22 protein-coding genes are annotated in these 20897 nt (G+C 39.0%); 20 read left to right on the plus strand and 2 right to left on the minus strand.

The annotated features are described in order from the left end of the window. Positions 1 to 206 precede the first annotated feature (206 nt). The 12 genes from RYO55_RS01050 (at position 207) to RYO55_RS01105 (ending at position 11071) form a co-directional block, all read left to right on the plus strand. Entirely contained in the window at positions 207 to 1802 is a 1596-nt protein-coding gene (locus RYO55_RS01050) for a WG repeat-containing protein (protein WP_314983790.1), read from the plus strand. 412 nt (positions 1803 to 2214) lie between these two features. Next, positions 2215 to 2709, plus strand: a complete 495-nt coding sequence (locus RYO55_RS01055) for a YajQ family cyclic di-GMP-binding protein (protein ID WP_004696277.1) — start codon at positions 2215 to 2217, stop codon at positions 2707 to 2709. Between the two features lie 71 nt (positions 2710 to 2780). After that, a complete protein-coding gene (cbiD, locus tag RYO55_RS01060) occupies positions 2781 to 3899 on the plus strand; it encodes a cobalt-precorrin-5B (C(1))-methyltransferase CbiD (protein ID WP_215675539.1) in 1119 nt (372 codons plus the stop codon). Beyond that, positions 3875 to 4501, plus strand: coding sequence for a precorrin-6y C5,15-methyltransferase (decarboxylating) subunit CbiE (gene cbiE / locus RYO55_RS01065; RefSeq protein ID WP_295815754.1), 627 nt, complete (start codon positions 3875 to 3877; stop codon positions 4499 to 4501). Before cbiD ends, cbiE begins: the two co-directional genes overlap by 25 nt. Further along, a complete protein-coding gene (gene cbiT / locus RYO55_RS01070; protein WP_295815752.1) occupies positions 4498 to 5085 on the plus strand; it encodes a precorrin-6Y C5,15-methyltransferase (decarboxylating) subunit CbiT in 588 nt (195 codons plus the stop codon). The genes cbiE and cbiT overlap by 4 nt, the downstream gene beginning before the upstream one ends. A gap of 1 nt (position 5086) precedes the next feature. Beyond that, positions 5087 to 5848, plus strand: a complete 762-nt coding sequence (cobM, locus tag RYO55_RS01075; RefSeq protein WP_295815751.1) for a precorrin-4 C(11)-methyltransferase — start codon at positions 5087 to 5089, stop codon at positions 5846 to 5848. 4 nt (positions 5849 to 5852) lie between these two features. Next, complete coding sequence (locus RYO55_RS01080; protein ID WP_314983792.1) at positions 5853 to 6998, plus strand: cobalt-precorrin 5A hydrolase; 1146 nt, start codon at positions 5853 to 5855, stop codon at positions 6996 to 6998. A 29-nt stretch (positions 6999 to 7027) separates the two neighbouring features. Further along, positions 7028 to 7717 carry a precorrin-3B C(17)-methyltransferase gene (gene cobJ / locus RYO55_RS01085; RefSeq protein WP_009351748.1) on the plus strand — a complete coding sequence of 230 codons (690 nt, stop codon included), beginning with the start codon at positions 7028 to 7030 and terminating at the stop codon, positions 7715 to 7717. After that, positions 7714 to 8502, plus strand: coding sequence for a precorrin-6A reductase (gene cobK / locus RYO55_RS01090; protein ID WP_314983793.1), 789 nt, complete (start codon positions 7714 to 7716; stop codon positions 8500 to 8502). The genes cobJ and cobK overlap by 4 nt, the downstream gene beginning before the upstream one ends. Further along, a complete protein-coding gene (locus RYO55_RS01095; RefSeq protein WP_004696261.1) occupies positions 8489 to 9154 on the plus strand; it encodes a precorrin-8X methylmutase in 666 nt (221 codons plus the stop codon). The genes cobK and RYO55_RS01095 overlap by 14 nt, the downstream gene beginning before the upstream one ends. A gap of 139 nt (positions 9155 to 9293) precedes the next feature. Continuing rightward, complete coding sequence (locus tag RYO55_RS01100) at positions 9294 to 10289, plus strand: iron ABC transporter permease (protein WP_314983796.1); 996 nt, start codon at positions 9294 to 9296, stop codon at positions 10287 to 10289. Further along, complete coding sequence (locus RYO55_RS01105; protein WP_295815744.1) at positions 10289 to 11071, plus strand: ABC transporter ATP-binding protein; 783 nt, start codon at positions 10289 to 10291, stop codon at positions 11069 to 11071. The genes RYO55_RS01100 and RYO55_RS01105 overlap by 1 nt, the downstream gene beginning before the upstream one ends. 67 nt (positions 11072 to 11138) lie before the next feature. On the opposite strand, the gene RYO55_RS01110 is transcribed toward RYO55_RS01105, so the two are convergent. Continuing rightward, the gene (locus RYO55_RS01110) at positions 11139 to 12080 is read right to left on the minus strand and encodes an ABC transporter substrate-binding protein (protein WP_295815742.1); all 942 of its coding nucleotides are present in this window, start codon (positions 12078 to 12080) and stop codon (positions 11139 to 11141) included. Positions 12081 to 12131: 51 nt separating this feature from the next. After that, positions 12132 to 13121, minus strand: coding sequence for a sirohydrochlorin cobaltochelatase (locus RYO55_RS01115; protein WP_295815741.1), 990 nt, complete (start codon positions 13119 to 13121; stop codon positions 12132 to 12134). Positions 13122 to 13595: 474 nt separating this feature from the next. Between RYO55_RS01115 and RYO55_RS01120 the strand changes: the two genes are divergently transcribed. The 8 genes from RYO55_RS01120 (at position 13596) to RYO55_RS01155 (ending at position 20866) form a co-directional block, all read left to right on the plus strand. Next, positions 13596 to 14477 (plus strand): sirohydrochlorin cobaltochelatase, encoded by an 882-nt coding sequence (locus RYO55_RS01120; RefSeq protein WP_295815739.1) that lies wholly within the window; start codon positions 13596 to 13598, stop codon positions 14475 to 14477. A 206-nt stretch (positions 14478 to 14683) separates the two neighbouring features. Beyond that, complete coding sequence (locus RYO55_RS01125) at positions 14684 to 15538, plus strand: sirohydrochlorin cobaltochelatase (protein ID WP_295815737.1); 855 nt, start codon at positions 14684 to 14686, stop codon at positions 15536 to 15538. Between the two features lie 86 nt (positions 15539 to 15624). Then, positions 15625 to 16332, plus strand: a complete 708-nt coding sequence (gene cobI, locus RYO55_RS01130; protein WP_004696248.1) for a precorrin-2 C(20)-methyltransferase — start codon at positions 15625 to 15627, stop codon at positions 16330 to 16332. A 29-nt stretch (positions 16333 to 16361) separates the two neighbouring features. Beyond that, on the plus strand, positions 16362 to 17738 hold the full coding sequence (locus RYO55_RS01135) for a cobyrinate a,c-diamide synthase (protein ID WP_314983800.1): 1377 nt from the start codon (positions 16362 to 16364) through the stop codon (positions 17736 to 17738). Positions 17739 to 17930: 192 nt separating this feature from the next. Further along, entirely contained in the window at positions 17931 to 18473 is a 543-nt protein-coding gene (cobO, locus tag RYO55_RS01140) for a cob(I)yrinic acid a,c-diamide adenosyltransferase (RefSeq protein WP_012864517.1), read from the plus strand. A gap of 129 nt (positions 18474 to 18602) precedes the next feature. Continuing rightward, on the plus strand, positions 18603 to 18992 hold the full coding sequence (locus RYO55_RS01145; RefSeq protein WP_004696242.1) for a class II SORL domain-containing protein: 390 nt from the start codon (positions 18603 to 18605) through the stop codon (positions 18990 to 18992). Positions 18993 to 19311: 319 nt separating this feature from the next. Next, a complete protein-coding gene (locus RYO55_RS01150) occupies positions 19312 to 20541 on the plus strand; it encodes an aspartate kinase (protein WP_004696945.1) in 1230 nt (409 codons plus the stop codon). 7 nt (positions 20542 to 20548) lie between these two features. Further along, positions 20549 to 20866, plus strand: coding sequence for a hypothetical protein (locus RYO55_RS01155; protein WP_004696238.1), 318 nt, complete (start codon positions 20549 to 20551; stop codon positions 20864 to 20866). The last annotated feature ends 31 nt before the right edge of the window (positions 20867 to 20897 follow it).

Below are 20897 nucleotides of genomic sequence, written 5' to 3' on the forward strand. Positions count from 1 at the left end.
AAAATATAAATGAAGAATTTCTCATAATTCGTTGTATTTATGAAGGCCCATATAGTATAATTTGAATTATTAATTTTATACATTATTTATGTGTGAACTTTTTTTACTGTAAAACTGTGTGTTTAGTTATAACAGTATATTTTATGAACTATATATGTATGTTAACGACTGTATGGTTATAGCTTATTCTATAAAAGGAGAGGTTTATGAATATTAACAAGAAATCTGTATTAGTCGCATGTGTGTTAGCGGCTATGTCTACAACAACTTTTGCGGCATCTACTACAACATCTACTAGTAGTACAACGGTAACAAACCACGATACACCAACATCTACTAGTACACGTGTAACCCGTGAGCAACATACAACGACTACATCAACTTCTACTGTTCGTACAGAGAGCTCTAGCTCCACTAAAAGCACAAAAGCTAGTGTAGGCGTTATGACCCCTCAAAAAATTGAAGAGCGTAGTGCACTTTCTGGCTATATCGCAGCTGATGTGGCGAGCGCATTAAACCCTTATCGCAATGCTCCTAAATCTTTGAAATCTGGTAAAGGCACTACTTTCAAAAATGACGAAGTGCTTGAACATGGTGTATTGGCAGCTATGAAACAAGGTGGTAAATGGGGTATTATTCGTCCAGATGGTACTGTTGCTATTGAACCTAAGTACAAAGAAATTAAAGATGTTGATTATAAAACAGGCAATGTGTTAGCTCAAGTAGATAAGAAAACAGAAACTTGGGTTACACCTAAGGGTGTGGAAATCTCTGAAGAGGAAGCTTTAAAAGAACGTGTTAAACAAGAAGCAACTCAAGAGTATCCAAGTGATTCCTATGTAGAGTTTAAAGAAAAAGGTAAATATGGCTTTAAAACTACTGATGACAAAGTAGTGATTGCTCCACAATTCCGTCAAATCGTGACTGGATTTAGCGAAGACCGTGCTTTTGTTAAAAATGCTAAAGGTAAAATTGTAGCTATTGATGGTACTGGTAAAGAATTATTTAATGCTCCATCTAAAGAGGTATATAGATACCGTAATGGTCTGGCTGAATACCGCCGCTCCGTGAGTGGCTTTAATTTAGGTGGCCTTGTAGGTGGCTTCATCGTGGGCGGTATCCTTGGAGGTGCGCTTTTAGGTGGTCAACATTATCACGTAGGTGGTTTTGCCTATGATGGTGCAAAACGTGGCTATATCGATCGCTCTGGTAATATTGTTATTGACAGCAAAAAAGATAAAGTATGGCCTATCACAGCTTATGGTACGGTAATCAAAGATGCTGGTAACTTATACTTTGTGAACCGTAAAGGTGAAGTTGTTATTCAACCAGGCGATTACGATGCAGGTGAAATGGATAAATTAAATGGTCTATTAGCTTTAAAGGATAATAAGAATGATAAATGGGGCATTTTCGATGTATCAACAGGTAAGCAAGTGGTATCCTTTAAATATGATTCTATTTCCTTTGCAGGGACTGATCGTTTAGTAGTTGTGAAAGATCATGTTAAAAACCTTATCGATATGAATAGTGGTAAATCCTTGTATTCTGCTCAAACAGAAGCAACTATTGAACCGTTCAACAACGATACTGTAACATGGGTTCATACTGGTAAAGAGGGCTATATAATCATAGATAATAATGGTCATATTTTATTTAGAGATACAAACAAACTTATTGAAGACGCTAAGTCCTTTAACCATGGTTTCAGCTCTGTTAAGTCTAAAGGCAAATGGGGAATCATGAACTCCAAAGGTGAATGGCTTGTACAACCTACATATGATGCGGTAAACGTTTTATAATATAATTGGTTGTAGAATTCTTTTGAATTTGTATTGCCTTTAGTTCTGGCTTAATTAGTTTTTTTAGTATAGTTCTTAGCTATAGACTAAATACAACAGAATAGCGTTATATAGAACTAGCAATGTACATATATTATGTATGTTGCTAGTTTTTTATATTATTTGTGTTATGTATTGCGTTGCATAACCGTATTAGAGAACTTTCACTATACTTATAAAAGCTTCATTAATACATAGCTAACAATTATAATTAAGAAAATCGATTTACCTAGAAAATAAGCCTGTTTTAAGGTATAATTATAGAGATGTATTCCGTTTTGGTGTAGTTTTACACTTTCACTTGGAATATGAGGATGATGAAAGTAATGCTATGAACCTTATGCCCAACAGGTTCAGGTGTAGGAGGTATAAAATGGCTAAAGATTGTTCCTTTGACGTTGTGTCTGAAGTGGATATGCAGGAAGTAGATAATGCGGTAAACCAAGCAAAAAAAGAAATTGGTACGCGTTATGATTTCCGTGGCTCTAAAGCGGAAATTAGTCTTGAAGGCGACACTATCAAAATCATCGGTGATGATGAATACAAATTGAATGCCATTATCGATGTATTAAAAGGCAAGATGGTTAAACGTAACGTAGCGATTAAAAATCTTGATTACGGAAAAGTTGAACCAGCAGCAGGTGCAACAGTTCGTCAAATCATTACTATTAAAAAAGGCATCACCAAAGAAAATGCTAAAGAAGTAGTAAAAGCAATTAAAAACATGAAAATTAAGGTACAAGCATCTATTCAAGAGGATCAAGTGCGTGTATCTGGTAAGGATAAAGATGATTTGCAAGCAGTAATCCAAATGCTAAAACAATTGGATATCCCTGTAGAATTGCAATTCGTTAACTTCCGTTCTTAATACTATATGTCCATAGGATAGGGTTAGTTAGACTCGTTTGAGTCGCTAATACTATCAGTGTAGGAGGCCTTATGAAAGTGGAGGACATGAAGGGTGGCTATACCACAGGTTCATGTGCTACGGCAGGTATGAAAGCTGGTTTATTGGCCCTCTTAGATAAGAATATTGTGGACCAAGTGGTCATCGAAAACCCTCAAGGTCAATATATTGAGGTTCCTATTAAAGCGGTAGAGGTTATATCTGATATAGAGGCGAAGGTAACCGTCATGAAAGACGGCGGCGACGATCCTGATGTAACTCATGGTAATGATGTGGAAACGACAGTGACCCTTGATGATACTGGTGAACTGCGATTTCGAGCGGGCTTTGGTGTAGGTACTGTAACGAAACCAGGTCTTGCTATGCCGCCAGGAGAACCGGCTATCAATCCAGGGCCCCGAGCAATGATGAAAATAGTTTTTGAAGAACATTGTGTCCATGGTCAAGGTGTAACGGTAACCGTTAGTGTTCCTAATGGTAAGGTATTAGCCAAGAAAACATTAAATCATACACTTGGTATCGAAGGTGGCATTTCCATTATTGGTACCACCGGTATTGTTAAGCCTATGAGTGAAGAAGGGTTTAAGAACTCGTTAGTGCCACAGTTGAAAGTTATGAAGGCTAACGGATGTGAAACAGCTGTTCTCGTACCGGGGCGTATTGGTCAAGATCTTGCAGAGCAAGTATTAGGTATCCATAAGAACCAAATGGCAGAAACGAGTAACTTTATCGGATTTATGCTTGAAAAGGCTGTACAGATTGGATTTAAGCGAATCTTAATTATCGGTCATATCGGTAAGTTAATCAAACTAGCTAGTGGTAGCTTCCATACTCATAATCGCATGAGTGATGGCCGTATGGAAAGTATCGTGGCCTATGCTGCTTTAGAAGGAGCATCCCAAGAGGTGTGTGAAGAGTTATTTAATTGCCAAACCACAGAGTCTACATTTCCTATCTTGGAGCGAGAAGGATTGACTGGTGTATACCAACGTGTGGTAGATCGTGCATCTCTACGTAGTGAGCGCTATATTGCTAACGAAGCTGAAGTAGGGATCATCATTACGACCTTAAAAGGTGAAATTTTGGCTATGGATAAGCATGCAAAAGAGATAGGAGAACTTGAACATTGGCACATACCTTGTATATCGTAGGCATTGGTCCGGGTAATCCTGATTATGTGGTGCCTAGAGGCCTTACTTTAATTAAACATGCTACAGTATTGGTAGGCAGTGAACGTTCTTTAGAGGACTTTCAAGAGCCTGGCCAAACTACATATCCTGTAACAGGTAAGCTCAGCGTATTAGCCGAGCAAATTGAGCGTGAGCTCAACAACCATGACGTAGTCGTTATGGTTAGTGGCGATACAGGCTATTATAGCTTATTGCCCTATTTAAAGAAAAAATTTACTGCTAACCCTATTGAGGTGGTGCCAGGCATTAGCTCTATGACCTTTGCTTTTGCCCGTCTTAATGAGGTATGGCATGATGCGGATTTAATGAGCTTTCACGGTCGTCAACCGGCGCCCGAAAAACTCGTATATGAAGCAGGTAAAAAGATGGGATTCTTGACGGATCCTGAATATAATCCAGCGCATATTGCGCGTATTTTAATAGATGCAGGTTGGCCAAAAGAAACGAGAGCGGCAGCGCTAGAGCGTTTGAGTTATGATGATGAAAAAATTGTAGACTCCACGCTAGAGGTGTTAACTGAGCTTGAAGGCTTTGGTCATTCTGTAATGGTGGTACTAGGATGAGACATTTTTTCGGAATTCCCGATGAGGAATTTATCCGCGGTGACGTGCCGATGACAAAATGCGAGATTCGCAAGGCTGTTATGAACGAGGCGCGCATCGAGGAGGATAGCATTGTCCTTGACGTAGGTGCTGGTACGGGCTCTATTTCTATTGAAGCAGCCTTGGCAGCTCCTAAAGGGCATGTATATGCGATTGAGCGCTTTGATAAAGGCATCGACCTTATCAATGAGAACATGAAGAAATTTAATGTAACTAATATGACTGTTATCAAGTCCAAAGCTCCGGAAGGCATGGAAGAATTGCCTGAGCTTGATGCGGTTATTATCGGCGGCAGTGCTGGCGGTATGACAGGCATCATGGATGAGGCACAACGTCTATTAAAAATTGGTGGTCGTCTAGTTGTAACCGCTGTAACGATGGAAACTGGTTATACCATCCTTAAAGAGTTGAAAGGACGTCCTTTCACCTATGAAGGGTACCAAATGTCCATCAGCCGTTACCGCAAAGCTGGTCCCTATCATTTGTTAGACCCATTGAGTCCGATTTTTATCGTATCTGCAACGCGTATCGCAGAAGGAGAGTAATATGGTTGACGTACATATCGTAGGCGCAGGCCCTGGAGATCCTGAGTTAATTACTCGTAAAGGGTATCGTTTAGTGCAAGAGGCAGACGTTGTTATTTACGCGGGCTCCTTGGTAAACCCTGTCATTTTAGAGGCTTGTAAACCAGGTTGTGAAATCCATAACAGTGCTACTATGAACCTTGATGAGGTATTGGCTGTTATGAAAGCTTCTGTTGAGGCTGGTAAAAGCGTAGTTCGCCTTCATACAGGTGACCCTGCTATTTATGGTGCTATTCAAGAGCAAATGGATGCACTTGCTAGCATGGGGATTTCTTATGAAGTCGTACCAGGTGTAAGCTCTTTCCTTGCTACAGCTGCGGCATTGAAACAAGAATATACATTGCCAAATGTATCTCAAACAGTCATTATTACGCGTATGGAAGGTCGTACACCGATGCCTCCAAAGGAAAAATTGCGCATGTTAGCATCTCATGAAGCGACAATGTGTATTTTCCTTAGCGTTCAAATGTTAGATAAGGTTGTAGCTGAACTCATCGAGGGCGGTTATGACAAAACGACTCCAGTGGCTATCGTGGTAAAAGCATCTTGGCCAGACCAACGCATTATTCGTGGCACATTGGAAACTATTGCGGACATCGTAGCTAAAGAAGGCGTATTGCGCCAAGCTATGATCGTTGTAAGCCATGTATTAGATAGTGAATACGAATTGTCTAAACTCTATGATAAAGGCTTTGCTCACATGTACCGCAGTGCTAAGGACTAGTATAATGAAAGAACTAGAAACTGGTGCGCCTATGACGGGAACTAAGAAAAATAGAACGGCTATTCTTTCCGTTTCCGAACGAGGTGCGAAGCTAGGTCAACGCATCAAGTCTTTAGTGGCACCCCATGCGGATTGCTTTGAAAAGGAAACCCGTCCCTCTGGTGGAGAGGCTATCTATTTTGATTCCCTTAAAAACCATATTGGACAAATTTTCAAGGATTACGACCAAGTGTTATGCATTATGGCACTTGGTATTGTAGTGCGCATGATTGCACCGTATATTGAACATAAATCTAAGGATCCTGCGGTAGTCGTAATGGACGAAGTAGGGCACCATGTTATCAGCTTATTATCTGGTCACCTTGGGGGCGCCAACGAATGGACGCAGTCCATTTCGCTGGCCATTGATGCGGACCCTGTTATCACAACCGCAACGGATGTAAACGGATTGCCAGCGCCTGATGTGTTGGCGCGCCACGAGCATCTGTTGGTAGATGATTTTCAAACATTAATCAATGTAAACTCTGCCATTGTTGGGGGCGAACGGGTTGATTATTACATCGACGAAAGCTTGCCGAATGCAGCGCATTTAGCGCAATCTGCAAAAAATCATATTGGTGAACATGGTACGGTTCACGTTGTTTCTTTGGAGCAACTCGAGTCTATCCCTTGTAGAAACGATAGTGCTGAAGAGGGCTTATCTCGGGTTGTAATTACTGATAAGGTGATTATCGAACATGGTCATCAATTGATTTTACGCCCTCGTACGTATACGATGGGGATTGGTTGTCGTAGAGATACGCCAAAGGAATTGATCCTTGACGCCATTCAACAATCCTTGGCAGAGCATAAGCTTTCACCAAAGAGCATTGTAACGGCGGCATCGGTCATCGTTAAACAAGATGAAGTAGGCCTGTTAGAGGCTATGCAAATTATGGGGTGGCCTATCGTGTTCTATACACAAGACGAGATGGCACCACTCATTGAAGAAGAAAAATTAAAAGAATCTAATTTTGTAAAAGGAACTATAGGAGTAGGAAACGTATGCGAGACAACGGCATTACTAGCGGCCAAGAGCCGAACACTAATACAGCACAAAACAATTTATCCCAAAACAACGGTAGCCATTGCACAGGTAACATCAAAGTAATTGGCATTGGGCCTGGCGATGAAGAGTTCATGACACCTCAAGCGCGCGAAGCCATCTTAGCGGCTGACCGTGTTGTAGGTTATTTGACTTATCTTGACTTGATTAAAGACCTTATCGAAGGTAAAGAAACTGTAGGCACTGCCATGATGCAAGAAGTAGATCGTTGCCAACAAGCTGTTGATTTAGCGGTAGAAGGCCATCAAGTCGTAGTTGTATCATCTGGTGACTCTGGCGTATACGGCATGGCAGGTCTTGTGTTGGAACTTGCTAATAAAGTACCAGCAGAAAAACGTCCTTCCGTAGATATCGTACCTGGCCTTAGTGCTGTAAACGTAGCGGCTTCTGTTTTAGGCGCTCCGTTGATGCATGACTTTGCAGTTATTTCTCTTAGTGACTTGATGACTCCATGGGATTTAATTAAAAAACGTGCTGACCTTTGTGCACAAGGTGACATGGTTATCTCTTTGTATAACCCGCGCAGTAAAAAACGCGTTACTCATTTAGATGAAGTTCGTGAAATCGTTCTTAAATACCGCGATCCTAAAACACCTGTTGGTATCGTGCAAAAAGCAGGTCGTCCAGGTCAACAAATGGTAATTTCTGACCTTGAAAACTTCACAAAAGAAGAAGTAGATATGCAAACACTTGTTATTATCGGTAACAGCCAAACCTATGTTGAAAACGGTCGTATGATTACACCTCGAGGCTACAAGTTATGATTTGGGTCATCGCTGGTACCTTGGATGGTCGTACCTTAGCGGTAGATATTCAAGAACGGACAGGTGAAGAGGTTCTCGTTACTGTTGTGAGTCAGTATGGGGCAGAGCTTGCTGCCCATAAGGGCATTACTGTTCATACGGGCCGTCTTGACCAAAAGGCTATGCAAAATTTGATTAAGGAACACAACGTACGTTTATTAATCGATGCAAGCCATCCGTATGCTGCTATTGTTACAGCTACGGCCCAAGATGCAGCAAAAGCTGAAGGTATTTCTTTTGTTCGCTTTGAACGTAAAGAGGTGCCATTGCCAGACTATGATAAATTGCATATTGTAGTTGATGAGGTAGAAGCCGCTAATTTAGCTGGCAAATTGGCAAAGGAAAACAATAAACATGTGTATTTGACCACAGGTAGTAAGACAATGCACATCTTTGCTAAATCTGATGCTTTACAAGATTGTGAAGTATGGACACGTATTTTGCCGACTGCAGAGGTGTTACAAATGATGGAAGACCTCAACGTGAGTCCTAAGCGTATCGTTGCTGTTCAAGGTCCATTCTCTTATGATATGAATCGTATCATGTTCCACGATACAAAGGCTAGTGTTGTAGTTATGAAGAACTCTGGACTTGTAGGTGGTGCTGATACAAAATTACAAGCTGCTATGGATCTTGGTATCCATGTTATTGTTATCGATCGACCCCGTGTTAAACTTGAAAGTCACGTGGTATCATCAAATGATGAATTCTTTAAATTATGGGAGGACACGAATGGATTACGTTAAAAATCCTAAAGCTATTGAAGATAAAAGCATGGAAATCATTTACGATTATGTAAAGGATTTAGGCTTAACAGATGATGAAGTGCGCGTTGTATCTCGTACAGTACATGCGTCTGGCGATGTTGAATATGCTCAACTTGTAAAAATGAGCCCTGATGCTGTTCAAAAAGGTATTGAAGCCTTGGATAATGGTGCAGATATTTATACAGATGTAGAAATGGTTCGCACAGGTATTTCTAAACCAGCTCTTAAAATTCGCGGTAACGAAGTACACTGCTTAATTAAAGATGAAAATGTAGCTAAAATGGCTAAAGAATTAGGTGTAACTCGCTCCATCGCAGCCATGCGTACCTTTGGCAAACAATTAGAAGGACAAATCGTTGCTATCGGTAATGCACCCACTGCATTGTATGAAGTATTGCGCCTTGCTCTTGAAGAAGGCATTAAACCAGCTCTTATCATTGGTATCCCTGTAGGCTTCGTAGGTGCTGCAGAATCTAAAGACTATTTGATGGAAGTATCCCCAGTTCCTTACATCACTGTAAAAGGCAACAAAGGTGGTAGCCCAATCGCTGCCTCCGTATGCAATGCATTACTTTACACAGACGTAAAACGTAATGACATGCTTTTTGTAGAAGGTAAAGAATCTAAATAATACAAAACCCGAATCGTGTTTTAGTAGTTTTGCGATTCGGGTTTTACTGTATATATTTTTCACAATAATTAGCTGAACATGGCCAATTATAATGTATTAGATCTCTTAAAATGTAGTTAATTTTTGAGAGGGGGTTCATATGGCATCAAGTAATGAACGAAAATTATTTCGTGTATCAGTGATTTGTATCTTAATCATCGCCGTTATTACGAGCATGATTATATCTCTTATTTGGGGATCAACACCCGTATCATTAGCTGAGATTTGGCATACATTATGGTCTAGTGAGCTAACTGATACATCTTCACAAATTATTTGGAATATTCGATTGCCTCGCAATATTGTAGCTGCGTTAGTGGGGGCTTGTCTAGCTGTATCTGGTGCAATTTTGCAAGCAGTTATGAAAAACCCCCTAGCGGATCCACAAATTGTAGGGGTATCCTCTGGTGCAGGACTAGCTGGTGTTATCGTATTTATTTTATTTCCTGGGTATGATCATATAGTTCCTTTAGTGGCCTTTTTAGGTGCTATGGCTGCAGCACTCATGGTGTATGCATTAGCATGGAAAAATGGAGTGCGACCTAGTCGTATTATCTTAGCTGGTGTTGCGGTCGCAGCCTTTTTAGGCTCAGGTATTTCAGCACTACTTGTATTCTTCGGTGATCGTGTACAAGGAGCATTGCTTTGGATGGTAGGGGGACTCGCTGCACGCAGTTGGCCACAGGTAGAAGTGCTGTTCCCATATGCTATAGTCGGTCTTATTTTTGCCTGTTTAGGAGCTAAACGACTTACCATTTTAAGTTTAGGTGATGAAACTGCAAAGGGATTAGGCCTTAAGGTAGAACAAACACGGTTTATTATGACTGCAGTGGCTGCTCTTTTAGCGGCTGGTGCTGTAAGTATAGCTGGACTTATCGGATTTGTAGGTTTGGTTATTCCCCATATGTTACGTCTTATAATCGGTAATGACTATGCATATTTACTGCCTGGATCCGCATTATTAGGCGCCCTAGTTCTTGTTGTCAGTGATACAATAGGACGAGTTATGTGGAGCCCTATAGAGGTACCAGTGGGCATTATTATGGCATTTTTTGGAGCGCCGTTCTTCTTGTATCTATTGAGGAGGGATAACTAATGAATACCGCTATTGATGTAAAACAGTTATCCGTAACTCTTGGCAATCGTCATATTCTATATGACATTAATGTATCGGTTCCTATCGGTAAAATTACGACATTAATAGGGCCTAATGGTTGTGGTAAAAGTACGCTTTTACGATCTATGATCGGATATATCCATAGTCCTCATGAATGTATTACCATATTTGATAAACCGTTACAATCATATTCTCAAAACAATCTGGCAAGGCAAATGGCATTTTTGCCACAAGTACCGAATATGCCAAAGGATATGACTGTAGAAGAATTGGTATATTGTGGACGGTATCCATACCAAACGTGGTGGAAAAACACGGCTAAAGAAGATCGTGAGATTGTTGACTATGCGTTACATATCACGAAAACGAATCATTTGCGAGAACAATTAATCCCATCCCTATCTGGTGGTGAACGGCAACGCGTTTGGATTGCTATGGCGCTAGCACAGCAACCAAAATTATTAGTCTTAGACGAACCTACAACATATTTAGATATTAATCACCAATTAGAAATTATGGAGTTATTGAAACGATTAAATAAGGAACAAGATTTAACCGTTCTCATGGTACTTCATGAACTAACACAGGCGGTTCAATATTCACATTATATGGCTGTTATAAAAGAAGGCCATTTAGTAACGTCAGGAGAAACAAATAAAATAATATCGGATGAGTTGTTTAGAGATGTATTCTCTGTAGATGTACAACTTGATACATTTGATAATAAAAAATATGTACGCGTAAAAGGATTAGTTGAGTAGCTTGATATTAATAAAAAAGAGGGCATTCCCTATTTGGGGGATGCCCTCTTTCGCATGATGCAATATGTTAGAATGTAACATTAATACCGTATGCTTCTTTAACTAAACGCGCCATAGCTTCAGGTGTTTGTAGTCCTGGGTTTAATAGGAATAGTTTAGATGGTAAGTATATTACGCGGTTATTTTGTACAGCTTTTAAATTAGCCCATGCAGGATTATCTGTCATAGCTTGTTTCATAGCTTTTGTAATTTCTTCTTCTTTACCCATTGTAACAACAAAGATAATATCAGGATTATCTGCAGTCAATGTTTCAAGAGAGTAAGGGACAGTTTTGTCCTTGGTTGTACCCTCTAGGTGGGAGGCAACAACATTTGTCATGCCTAGCTCTTTTACCATGGATGCAGTAACTGCTTCATCAGTTTCGGCAGTTACACCCTTTCCTGTGGCACGTAATACGGCAACACGTGCAGGCTGTTGATTCTTAACTGCATCTTTTACCTTGGTAATATTGCTTTCATAGGTAGTAATAACAGATTTAGCCTTATCTTGATGATTAGTTAACTCGCCAAGGAATGTTAACATTGGTACATTATCTTTAATACCATCGTAATCAAAAAGTACGGTTGGAATATTATTAGCTTGTAATTGGGATTCATATTTTTTATGTTGATTTACTAAACCCAATACCACATCTGGCTTCAAGCCTAATAGTTGTTCCATGTTGATGTTTGCAGTTTGACCAAGAGCGGGTAGAGCTTCTAACTCTGGTGCTAGTTTATCCGTTGTATTGGCACGGCTAATGGCCTTACCATCGACAGCATAAAGCATAGATAAAACAGAATTAGATAATACAGCAATTTTTTGTGGATCCTTTGGTACAGTATAGGTTTGACCATTAAAGGTCAATTCCTTCGTAGTAGCAGAAGAGCTGGATGTGGATTTACCACACCCAGCTATTGCTAGTACAACCATGACCAAAGCGAGACTACAAAGTAGTAGTTTTTTCATGATGTACTCCTATGTACGTTATATAACGATACTAGTTAAATTATGGATTGATTATTTTTGTAATGCGTCCCAAGCTTCGTTAGCACGTTCAACGAATAAGTTACGGATGTTAGGATTTTCACCTAAGCCATGGATGTAAGTGTCAACTTTGAAGCCTTCTTTTTCAAGGATGGATTTATGGGAATCTGGTTCATTACCAGCCATGTCATTGTTAGCATGGTCGCCTGCAACCATCATGAATGGCATCAATGTAACGTGCTTAATACCATGTAATTTTAATTGAGGGATAACTTGTTCAAGATTTGGAGTACCTTCTACTGTGTAGACGAATACATTTTTCATACCAAGAGTATGGATACGGTCTTGAATTACAGAATAGTAAGCATTGGAAGGATCTGGAGTACCATGAGCCATGATAAGAAGAGCGTCTTCTTTGCCTAATTTAGGGAATTGAGATTGAACAGCTTTTAATGTTTCAATAACTTGGTCAGTTTGGTTTTCTTGACCCATCCAGTACATAAGAGATGTACCAAGTGTCATTTTTTTGAAATTATCTTTGTACAAATTATATACTGCTGTATCGTAGTTGTATTCCATACCAGGAATTACATCAAGGGATGCTAATGCAACGCGAGTGTAACCGTCTTTTTTAAGTTCAGCCAATGCTTCTTCAGGAGTTGGGTAAGTAATACCTTCTTTTTGTTGGATACGATCACGAATAATATGGCTTGTGAAAGCTGTAATTACTTTTGTGTTTGGATGAGCTGCTTTAATAGCATCTACAGTTGCATCGATTGTTTTCGCACGAGTATCTTTATAAGTTGTACCAAAGCTCATAACAACGATAGCATCTTTGTTTTGAAGATTTTGAAGTTCTTTAGTTTCATGTGTGCGAACACCAATAGTAGATGCCTCTTTTAATGCAGGTGTAGGATCTTTTACTTCTTCATTTAATTGATATGCAGCATTAGATACAACAGGTGCACCAAAGGATACTGCAAGACCTAGAATAGCGGATGCTAAAGCTAATTGTTTTCTCATTTCTATACTCCTAATTTATAACTATAACTACACTAATATGCAATCATTCACATAGTTCTAATATAATGAGAACTATGGATTTATCGCATATATATAACTTTAAATCAATCGTAGCAGAGGGGCTAAGGAGTGTCAATAAACCCTATACCCCTAGAAGTATAGAGAAAATAAGAAAGTATTAATAAATTAATGTGATGAATATAGTATGATAGTACATTTTATAATTATATTCTTGTTGGTTATAAGGATATGAATATGTGAATATGTGAGTAATTTTATTTTTCCTTTTTATTTAGGACTATTTTGATGGGGCCCATAACGTTACTACAACTAAATTGATCGTTATAAATGTTAATTTTGATATTTTTTCTCATTGACTTCTATAGATTAATCTTGTACTATTATTACATAGTAGTTGATAACAGTTTTCAATTGTGAAAATTGTTTCATATATGAGTAATATGGAGGTCACATATGAAAGGCATAATTATTGCATCCTTTGGATCAATTTACCAAGATGCTGTGGAGAAATCCATTGGCAGTATAGAGAAAAAAGTACGTTCCATGTATAGTGATATGGAGGTACGCCGGGTGTTCTTATCTGATGCATTAGTAGAGAAGTGGAATGAGAAGTACGAAGATAAGATTTCTTCTTTCACAGAGACTATGCAAGATTTCGCTCGTATGGGTATCGATGAGGTGTACATTCAACCTATTACATTGGTGGCAGATCAGTGCTACCAACAAATGCGCAAACAAGCATTAAAATTTTTACATAGCAATGAATATGGTTTTAGCCAGGTAAATATCGGTAAACCATTGCTTACCTCTTTAGGTGTAAAAAATTATGCCGATGATTATGAAGCAACATTAGAAAGCATTGTTCGTCACGTTAATACAAAAGCACTTAATAAATCTGTTGTGCTCATGGCGAATGGTCAAAATCAATTAGAGTTCAGTACATTGCAATTAAAGGCGATGTATGGTGCAGCACCAAACGTAGTAGTATTTACTACAAATGGTTTTCCTACTTTTAAACAAGCTCTTACTTTCTTGGATCGTATGGGACATAAAGATTTATTAGTTGTACCATTGGCTCTCATAGGTTCTACACATTTAATGGACTATCTTGGCGGTGAACGTTCCGATTCCATTTATGCTTTACTCGCTGAGGAAGGCTATAATGTTGACATCTGGAATGAAGGGCTTGGAGAAAATCCACATGTACAAGATTTATTTTTGAAACATTTAGGTCAAGCTATTCGCATGTCTGATCGGAAGCGGCCCATGCCTAGAGAATCCGTAAAACCTGTGATGACAAATTCTCGCTTGGAAGCGCAAGGTTTGATTTCTTGATATTTGCTATTACATAATTAGACATACATTACTGCACTCCTTCACATTAATAAAAATCCTCCTTGTTGGATATCCAATGAGGAGGATTTTTACTTTTACCATGAAAGATAAGAATAATTTCCATTTTATACGTACCACGGTATGCCCCTAAAGGATGGTCTATGGTATGATTAAGATACATTATTAGTTAATATAAGGAGACTTTCATGAAACAAGCTATCTTAGTTGTTGCTTTTGGATCCACTGTGGACAGTGCTCGTGAACATAATATTGATTCTGTAGTAGAACATATTCGTAAATCGTATCCGGATTATACTGTAGAATTAGCTTTTTCGTCTCGTATCATCGTTAAGCGCTTACGTGAGCGTGGTATTGAGATTCCTACTGAACAAGGGGCGTTAGAAAAACTGATTCAAGAAGGTTATACACATGTATATGTGCAGCCACTTCATTTCACCGGAGGTGAAGAGTTTGATAAATTAAAAAATAATATCCTTGCTCATGAAGGGGAAGGTCAACTTGAAGTATTGCGTGTAGGTAGACCTCTCGTATACTACATGGGACAAGAAGAGCATCCAGATGATTACCAAATTTTGATTGATCGTTTCATTAAATCTCTTAATATTTCCAAAGATGATGGTTTGTTATTGGTTGGTCATGGAGGTCTTGGTTCTGGCAATTCTTCATATGGTAATTTACAGTTTAAGCTAATCCGTAATGGACTTATGAATGTGCGTATTGCTGTACTTGAAAACGCACCATATGTGTCAGATGTAGCAATGCCTTGGGAATGGCTTGATGGTAAACGCCCAAAAACAATTTATGTACATCCTTTATTATTGGTACTCGGGGATCATGCACAAAATGATTTATTTGGTGACGAAGAGGATAGCATAGTGAATGAACTCGCTGGAGCAGGATATGAGGTTAAACCAATTCATAGTGCTCTAGGTGAATATGAAGCGATTCATGATATTTTCCGTCAACATGTGCAAGATTGTATCGACGATTTGTATGGCAAACGTAGCCCACATCGCCCTGCAATACCAAATATTAAATAGTAACTTTGTATATATTGTATAAATTGGTTATAATAAAAGATATTGCAATTATAAATAGAGTGTGACTATAAGAATAGGAGATACCCATGAAAGGTAAATTATATGGTATTGGCGTAGGCCCTGGCGATTCTGAATTAATGACTGTGAAAGCTGCTCGCATCGTAGGAGAAGCAGATATTATTATCACACCTAAAACAGAAAAGAAAGATGGTTCCGTAGCCCTTGATATCGCATCCCCATATATCCAAGAACATACAGAAATCGTTCCCGTAGTATTCCCAATGGTGTTGGATGATTCTACGCAAGAGGAAGGCTGGCAAGAGGCTAAACGCGTTATCTTGTCGTACTTGGATGAAGGTAAAAGTGTTGTATTCTTAACATTAGGTGATCCTATGTTCTACAGCACATATATGTATGTATACCGTTTGATTGAAAACACAGGCCATGAAATTGAAACAATTCCTGGCGTTACTGCATTCTGTGCTATCGGATCTCACCTTGGCTATCCAATCGTAGAGAAGGAAGAGGTATTGGCCATCGTTCCAGCTACAGCGCCTAAAGAAAAAATCGATGCTGTATTGGCTGTTGCAGATGATGCAGTTATTATGAAGGTATATAAAAACTTTGATGAAGTACAAGAAACCTTGATTAAACATAATATGGCAGATGATGCGGTTATGATTAGCCGTGTAGGTTTGCCTGATGAGCAAGTATTCGTAGGTTTAGATAATATACCAAAAGATACTAAACTCAACTACTTATCTACAATTCTTGCAAAACGCAAGGATCGTTAACAAATACGTCGTATTACGAGGTAAAATCTATGAACACAGTACAGATTCCACGTGTTGTTATTGCTGGTACCAATTCTGGTGTTGGTAAAACAACTATCGTAGCGGGCTTATTGTCCGCTTATGCAAATGGTGGACGTACGGTGCAATCTTTTAAAGTGGGCCCGGATTATATTGATCCGGGCTTTCATAAAATTGCATCCGGCCGTGACAGCTATAATTTAGATACGTGGCTCGTGCCACCTCACAAGTTGACTCCTTTCTTCGCTACAATGTCACATGATGTAGACCTTGCCATTATTGAAGGTGTTATGGGCCTTTACGATGGTGGTCGAGAGGGCGTTAGTTCTACGGCTCAAATTGCTAAACAGTTAAATGCACCGGTGGTGCTTGTTATTGATTGTAAGGCTATGGGTGAAAGTGCAGCCGCTATTGCTAAAGGGTTCCGTGACTATGACCCAGAGGTAAACTTTGGTGGTGTCATCTTGAACCGCTTAGGCTCAGCCAATCATGAGCGTATGGTTCGTGAAGGGATGGATAAAATCGGGGTACCTGTTATTGGTGCCATTTATCGTGATGATCGTATGCATTCTCCAGAACGTCATTTAGGACTTACACCGGTTACTGAGATTGATCCAACAGAGGCGATTAATACGATTCGAGAAGCTGTTGAGAAGATGGTAAATCTCAATGCACTATTGGAAATTGCTACTAATGCACCAACTATCGAACTACCAGATGCTATAGATGTTAAAACCATTGAAAAACGTGTGAAAATCGGTGTAGCTTATGATGAGGCGTTCTCTTTTTACTATCCAGCTAGTCTTGCTGCGTTAGAGGAAAAAGGGGCTGAGCTTGTTTACTTTAGTCCGCTTAATGACTCGGTAATTCCTGATGTAGACGGACTTGTATTCGGTGGTGGCTTCCCAGAAATGTTTTTATTCCAGTTATCTAGCAATGAGTCTATGAAGGAATCTATCCGCCAAGCTAATGCACAAGGTATGCCTATTTATGCCGAATGTGGTGGCCTCATGTATCTTTGTGAAAGTATTAATGACTTTGGAGGTTCTGTATATAAAACTGTAGGTATTGTACCTGCCAATTGTGTGATGCAACAAAAGCTTCAAAAGGTGGGCTATGTTACAGCAACTGCAAAGAGAGATACTTTATTAGGCGCTATGAATACAGCTATTCATGGTCATGAGTTCCATTTCTCTACAATGGAACCAACTATAGATGACTTCCCATGGGCTTTTCATTTAGAAGGAGGCCGTAAACCTCAATCGTATGACGGCGGCTATGCAACAAAAAATGTATTAGCATCTTACTTACATTTGAACTTTGCTGGCTCTGATGAAGGGGCACAACATTTTGTTGATACATGTGCTGCTTATAAAGCCCAAAAGTAATAGATGTATAAATGTATTTAATAGGTTTATATTACTATGTATTATCACAATTACATACATAAGTATTGTAATATGCAATTATATTCATATGTATTGTTGTGATCCTATTAGTAAATATGAGGAGAATGTAATTAATCAGGAATAGTTAGTTCTTAAAGTTATTGTGGGACAGTTCGTATTAAAGGAGCTATTATGGAAGAACGTGGATTAATTCTAGTTAATACAGGGAATGGTAAAGGTAAAACAACAGCGGCATTAGGCGTTGTTTTACGTGCTGTCGGACAAGGTTTCAAGGTTCTTATATTACAATTTATTAAGAGCGGTAATGGTTATGGTGAATTGGCAGGTCTCGCTAAACTAGGTGATCAAGTTGAAATTCGCTCTATGGGAAAGGGTTTTATTTACTATAAACGTGATGAAGTAGGAGAAGCTGAACTTGCTCGCCATAAAGAAGCAGCTCAAGCCGCTTGGCGGACATTGGTGGAGGAAGTAAACTCCGATAAATGGGATCTAATTGTTATGGATGAAATAAATAATGCCATTAATTATGAGCTTATCGATGTGCATTCTGTAGTGGAAATGCTTAAAAATAAGCCAGAAAGACTTCATGTTGTTTTGACGGGTCGCTATGCTAAACCTGAAATCATTGATATGGCAGATACTGTAACGGAAATGAATGTAGTAAAGCATGCTTATGAAAAGGGCATTAAGGCTGCTAAAGGAATTGAGTTCTAACTAAATTCAAAAAAATCGAAAAAGAACTTGCTAAAACTATATCGAAAATGTATAATATAGTCATAAGCACAGAGGTGCTCAATATTCTTGACATTAAGTATGTATATAAGACTAACCAGGAGGTTAACTATGGCTGTACATGATTACATTAAATCTGGCGATTTCGCTACTGAAAAACACGTTCCTGTTATCGAAACAGTTGACACTGTAAAAGCAGGTGAAACATTCCACGTTACTTTATCCGTAGGTAAAGACATTGCACATCCAAACACTGTAGAACATCACATTGATTGGATTAAATTGTACTTCGTAGCTGAAGGCACTCAATTACCATTCGAAGTTGGCGCTATCGAGTTCAACGTTCATGGTGACGGTGCAACTGCAAATGAAGGTCCTGTAGCAGCAGTTTCTGAAGGTACTTTAGCAGTAGCTTTGAAAAAATCCGGTAAATTGATCGCTGTTTCCTACTGCAATATCCATGGCTTGTGGGAATCCGAAAAAGATATCGTAGTTGCTTAATTAACTAAAACAACTAATAAAGACCAGCCCGAGGGCTGGTCTTTTTGCATATCTATGTGTTTACATAGCTTAATAATGAGGTAAAGTTAAACTTTCAATAGTAGATATTTAATGGCATTATGGCTAATACATGTTAGGATTATTTAATGCATATTCATAATATTATAAACATATTATTTGATTTTTAGTGTCCGCATAAAAAGGAGCTTTGTATCACTCCAGTGGATTAATTGCTGTATATCCCTTTACAGTGCTATTTGTTTGTGGTAAAGTATATGCATATTGATATTTAGTAAACATAGTTAAATGAGGGATTATTGTGGCCTTAATCGTTAAAAAATTTGGTGGTAGTTCCGTAGCTACACCAGAAAAAATATTTAATATTGTTGATCGCGTTCTTCGTGAGAAGCAAGCTGACGATAAAATCGTTCTTGTTGTATCCGCTATGGGTGATACAACTGATGACTTGGTGGCCTTAGCTAAACAAGTTACATCCAAGCCGTATGGTCGTGAAATGGATCGCTTGTTATCTACAGGTGAACAAGTAACAATTGCATTGATGGCAATGGCTTTTAACGAACGTGGTCAGGAATCTGTATCCTTAACAGGTGATCAAGCAGGTATTACAAGTAGTGATACGTTTAATAAAGGTCGCATTTTGGGCGTTGATCCTAATCGTGTGTTTGAAGCTTTGGATGAAGGTAAAATAGTAGTAGTTGCTGGTTTCCAAGGTATAACTGAATATGGTGATATGGTGACATTAGGCCGTGGTGGCTCTGATACAACAGCTGTTGCATTGGCAGGTGCTATGAAAGCGGATGTATGTGAGATTTTTACGGATGTAGACGGCGTATATTCTACAGATCCTCGCGTGGCGAAGGAAGCTTTCAAATTAGAAGAAGTAACGTATGGTGAAATGCTTGAAATGGCACGTCTTGGTGCAGGTGTAATGCAACCGCGTGCCGTAGAAATGGGTTTCCGTTATGGTGTACCTATTCATGTACGTTCTACATTTAGTGATAAACCAGGTACTATTATTCGGGAGGATTATACTGTGGAAGCAAATAAACACGTAATTACTGGCGTAGCTGATGATACAAATACAGCAAAAGTAGCCCTTGTAGGCGTTGAAAATAAACCAGGCGTTGCAGCGACTGTATTTAAAGCATTAGCTGCTAGAAACGTTGACGTAGATATGATTGTTCAATCTATCCGTTCTGTGGGAGAGCCAAAAACTGATCTTATCTTCACTGTAGCTATGGATGATGTGGTATTAGCTCGAGAAGTATTAGAAGAATTACAAAAAGCAGTAGATATTGAAGCTGTTAATATCGATGAAAAAATGGCGAAAGTTTCCATTATTGGTGCAGGTATGTTAGGACAACCTGGTGTAGCTGCGCAAATGTTTGATATCTTGAGCCAAGAAGGTATCAATATTGAAATCATTTCTACTTCTGAAATTAGTATTTCTTGTCTTGTTGCTGAAGATCGCGTAAAAGATGCCGTTCGTGTAATTCATAATGGCTTATTGTTAGATCAACGAGGTTAATTTATTCATGGATAGTCTACGTAGTTTTATGGATGAAATGCTCAATGACCAAGGTCGTAAGGAAGGTTTCATTAGCGATCTACTAGGAAATCTAAAAAATCAGCCTATTCCAACATTGGAACAAGCTCAAACTGGTTATACAACAATGAGTAATTTACATGGTATCTTCTATGATTACGATAAGTCTGAGGTTACTATTACTTACAAGGTTGTACCAGATATGTACCAACCATATACATTGAGCTTTATACAATTTGAAGCCGTGTTAGAAGGCTTATTAACCTTGCGTCGCAATCAAAAGTGGCAGATGCAACATAATAAATAATATGAACCCCATGGGTATACTTGCCTATGGG

Source organism: uncultured Veillonella sp., assembly GCF_963551295.1.
Classification (GTDB): domain Bacteria; phylum Bacillota; class Negativicutes; order Veillonellales; family Veillonellaceae; genus Veillonella.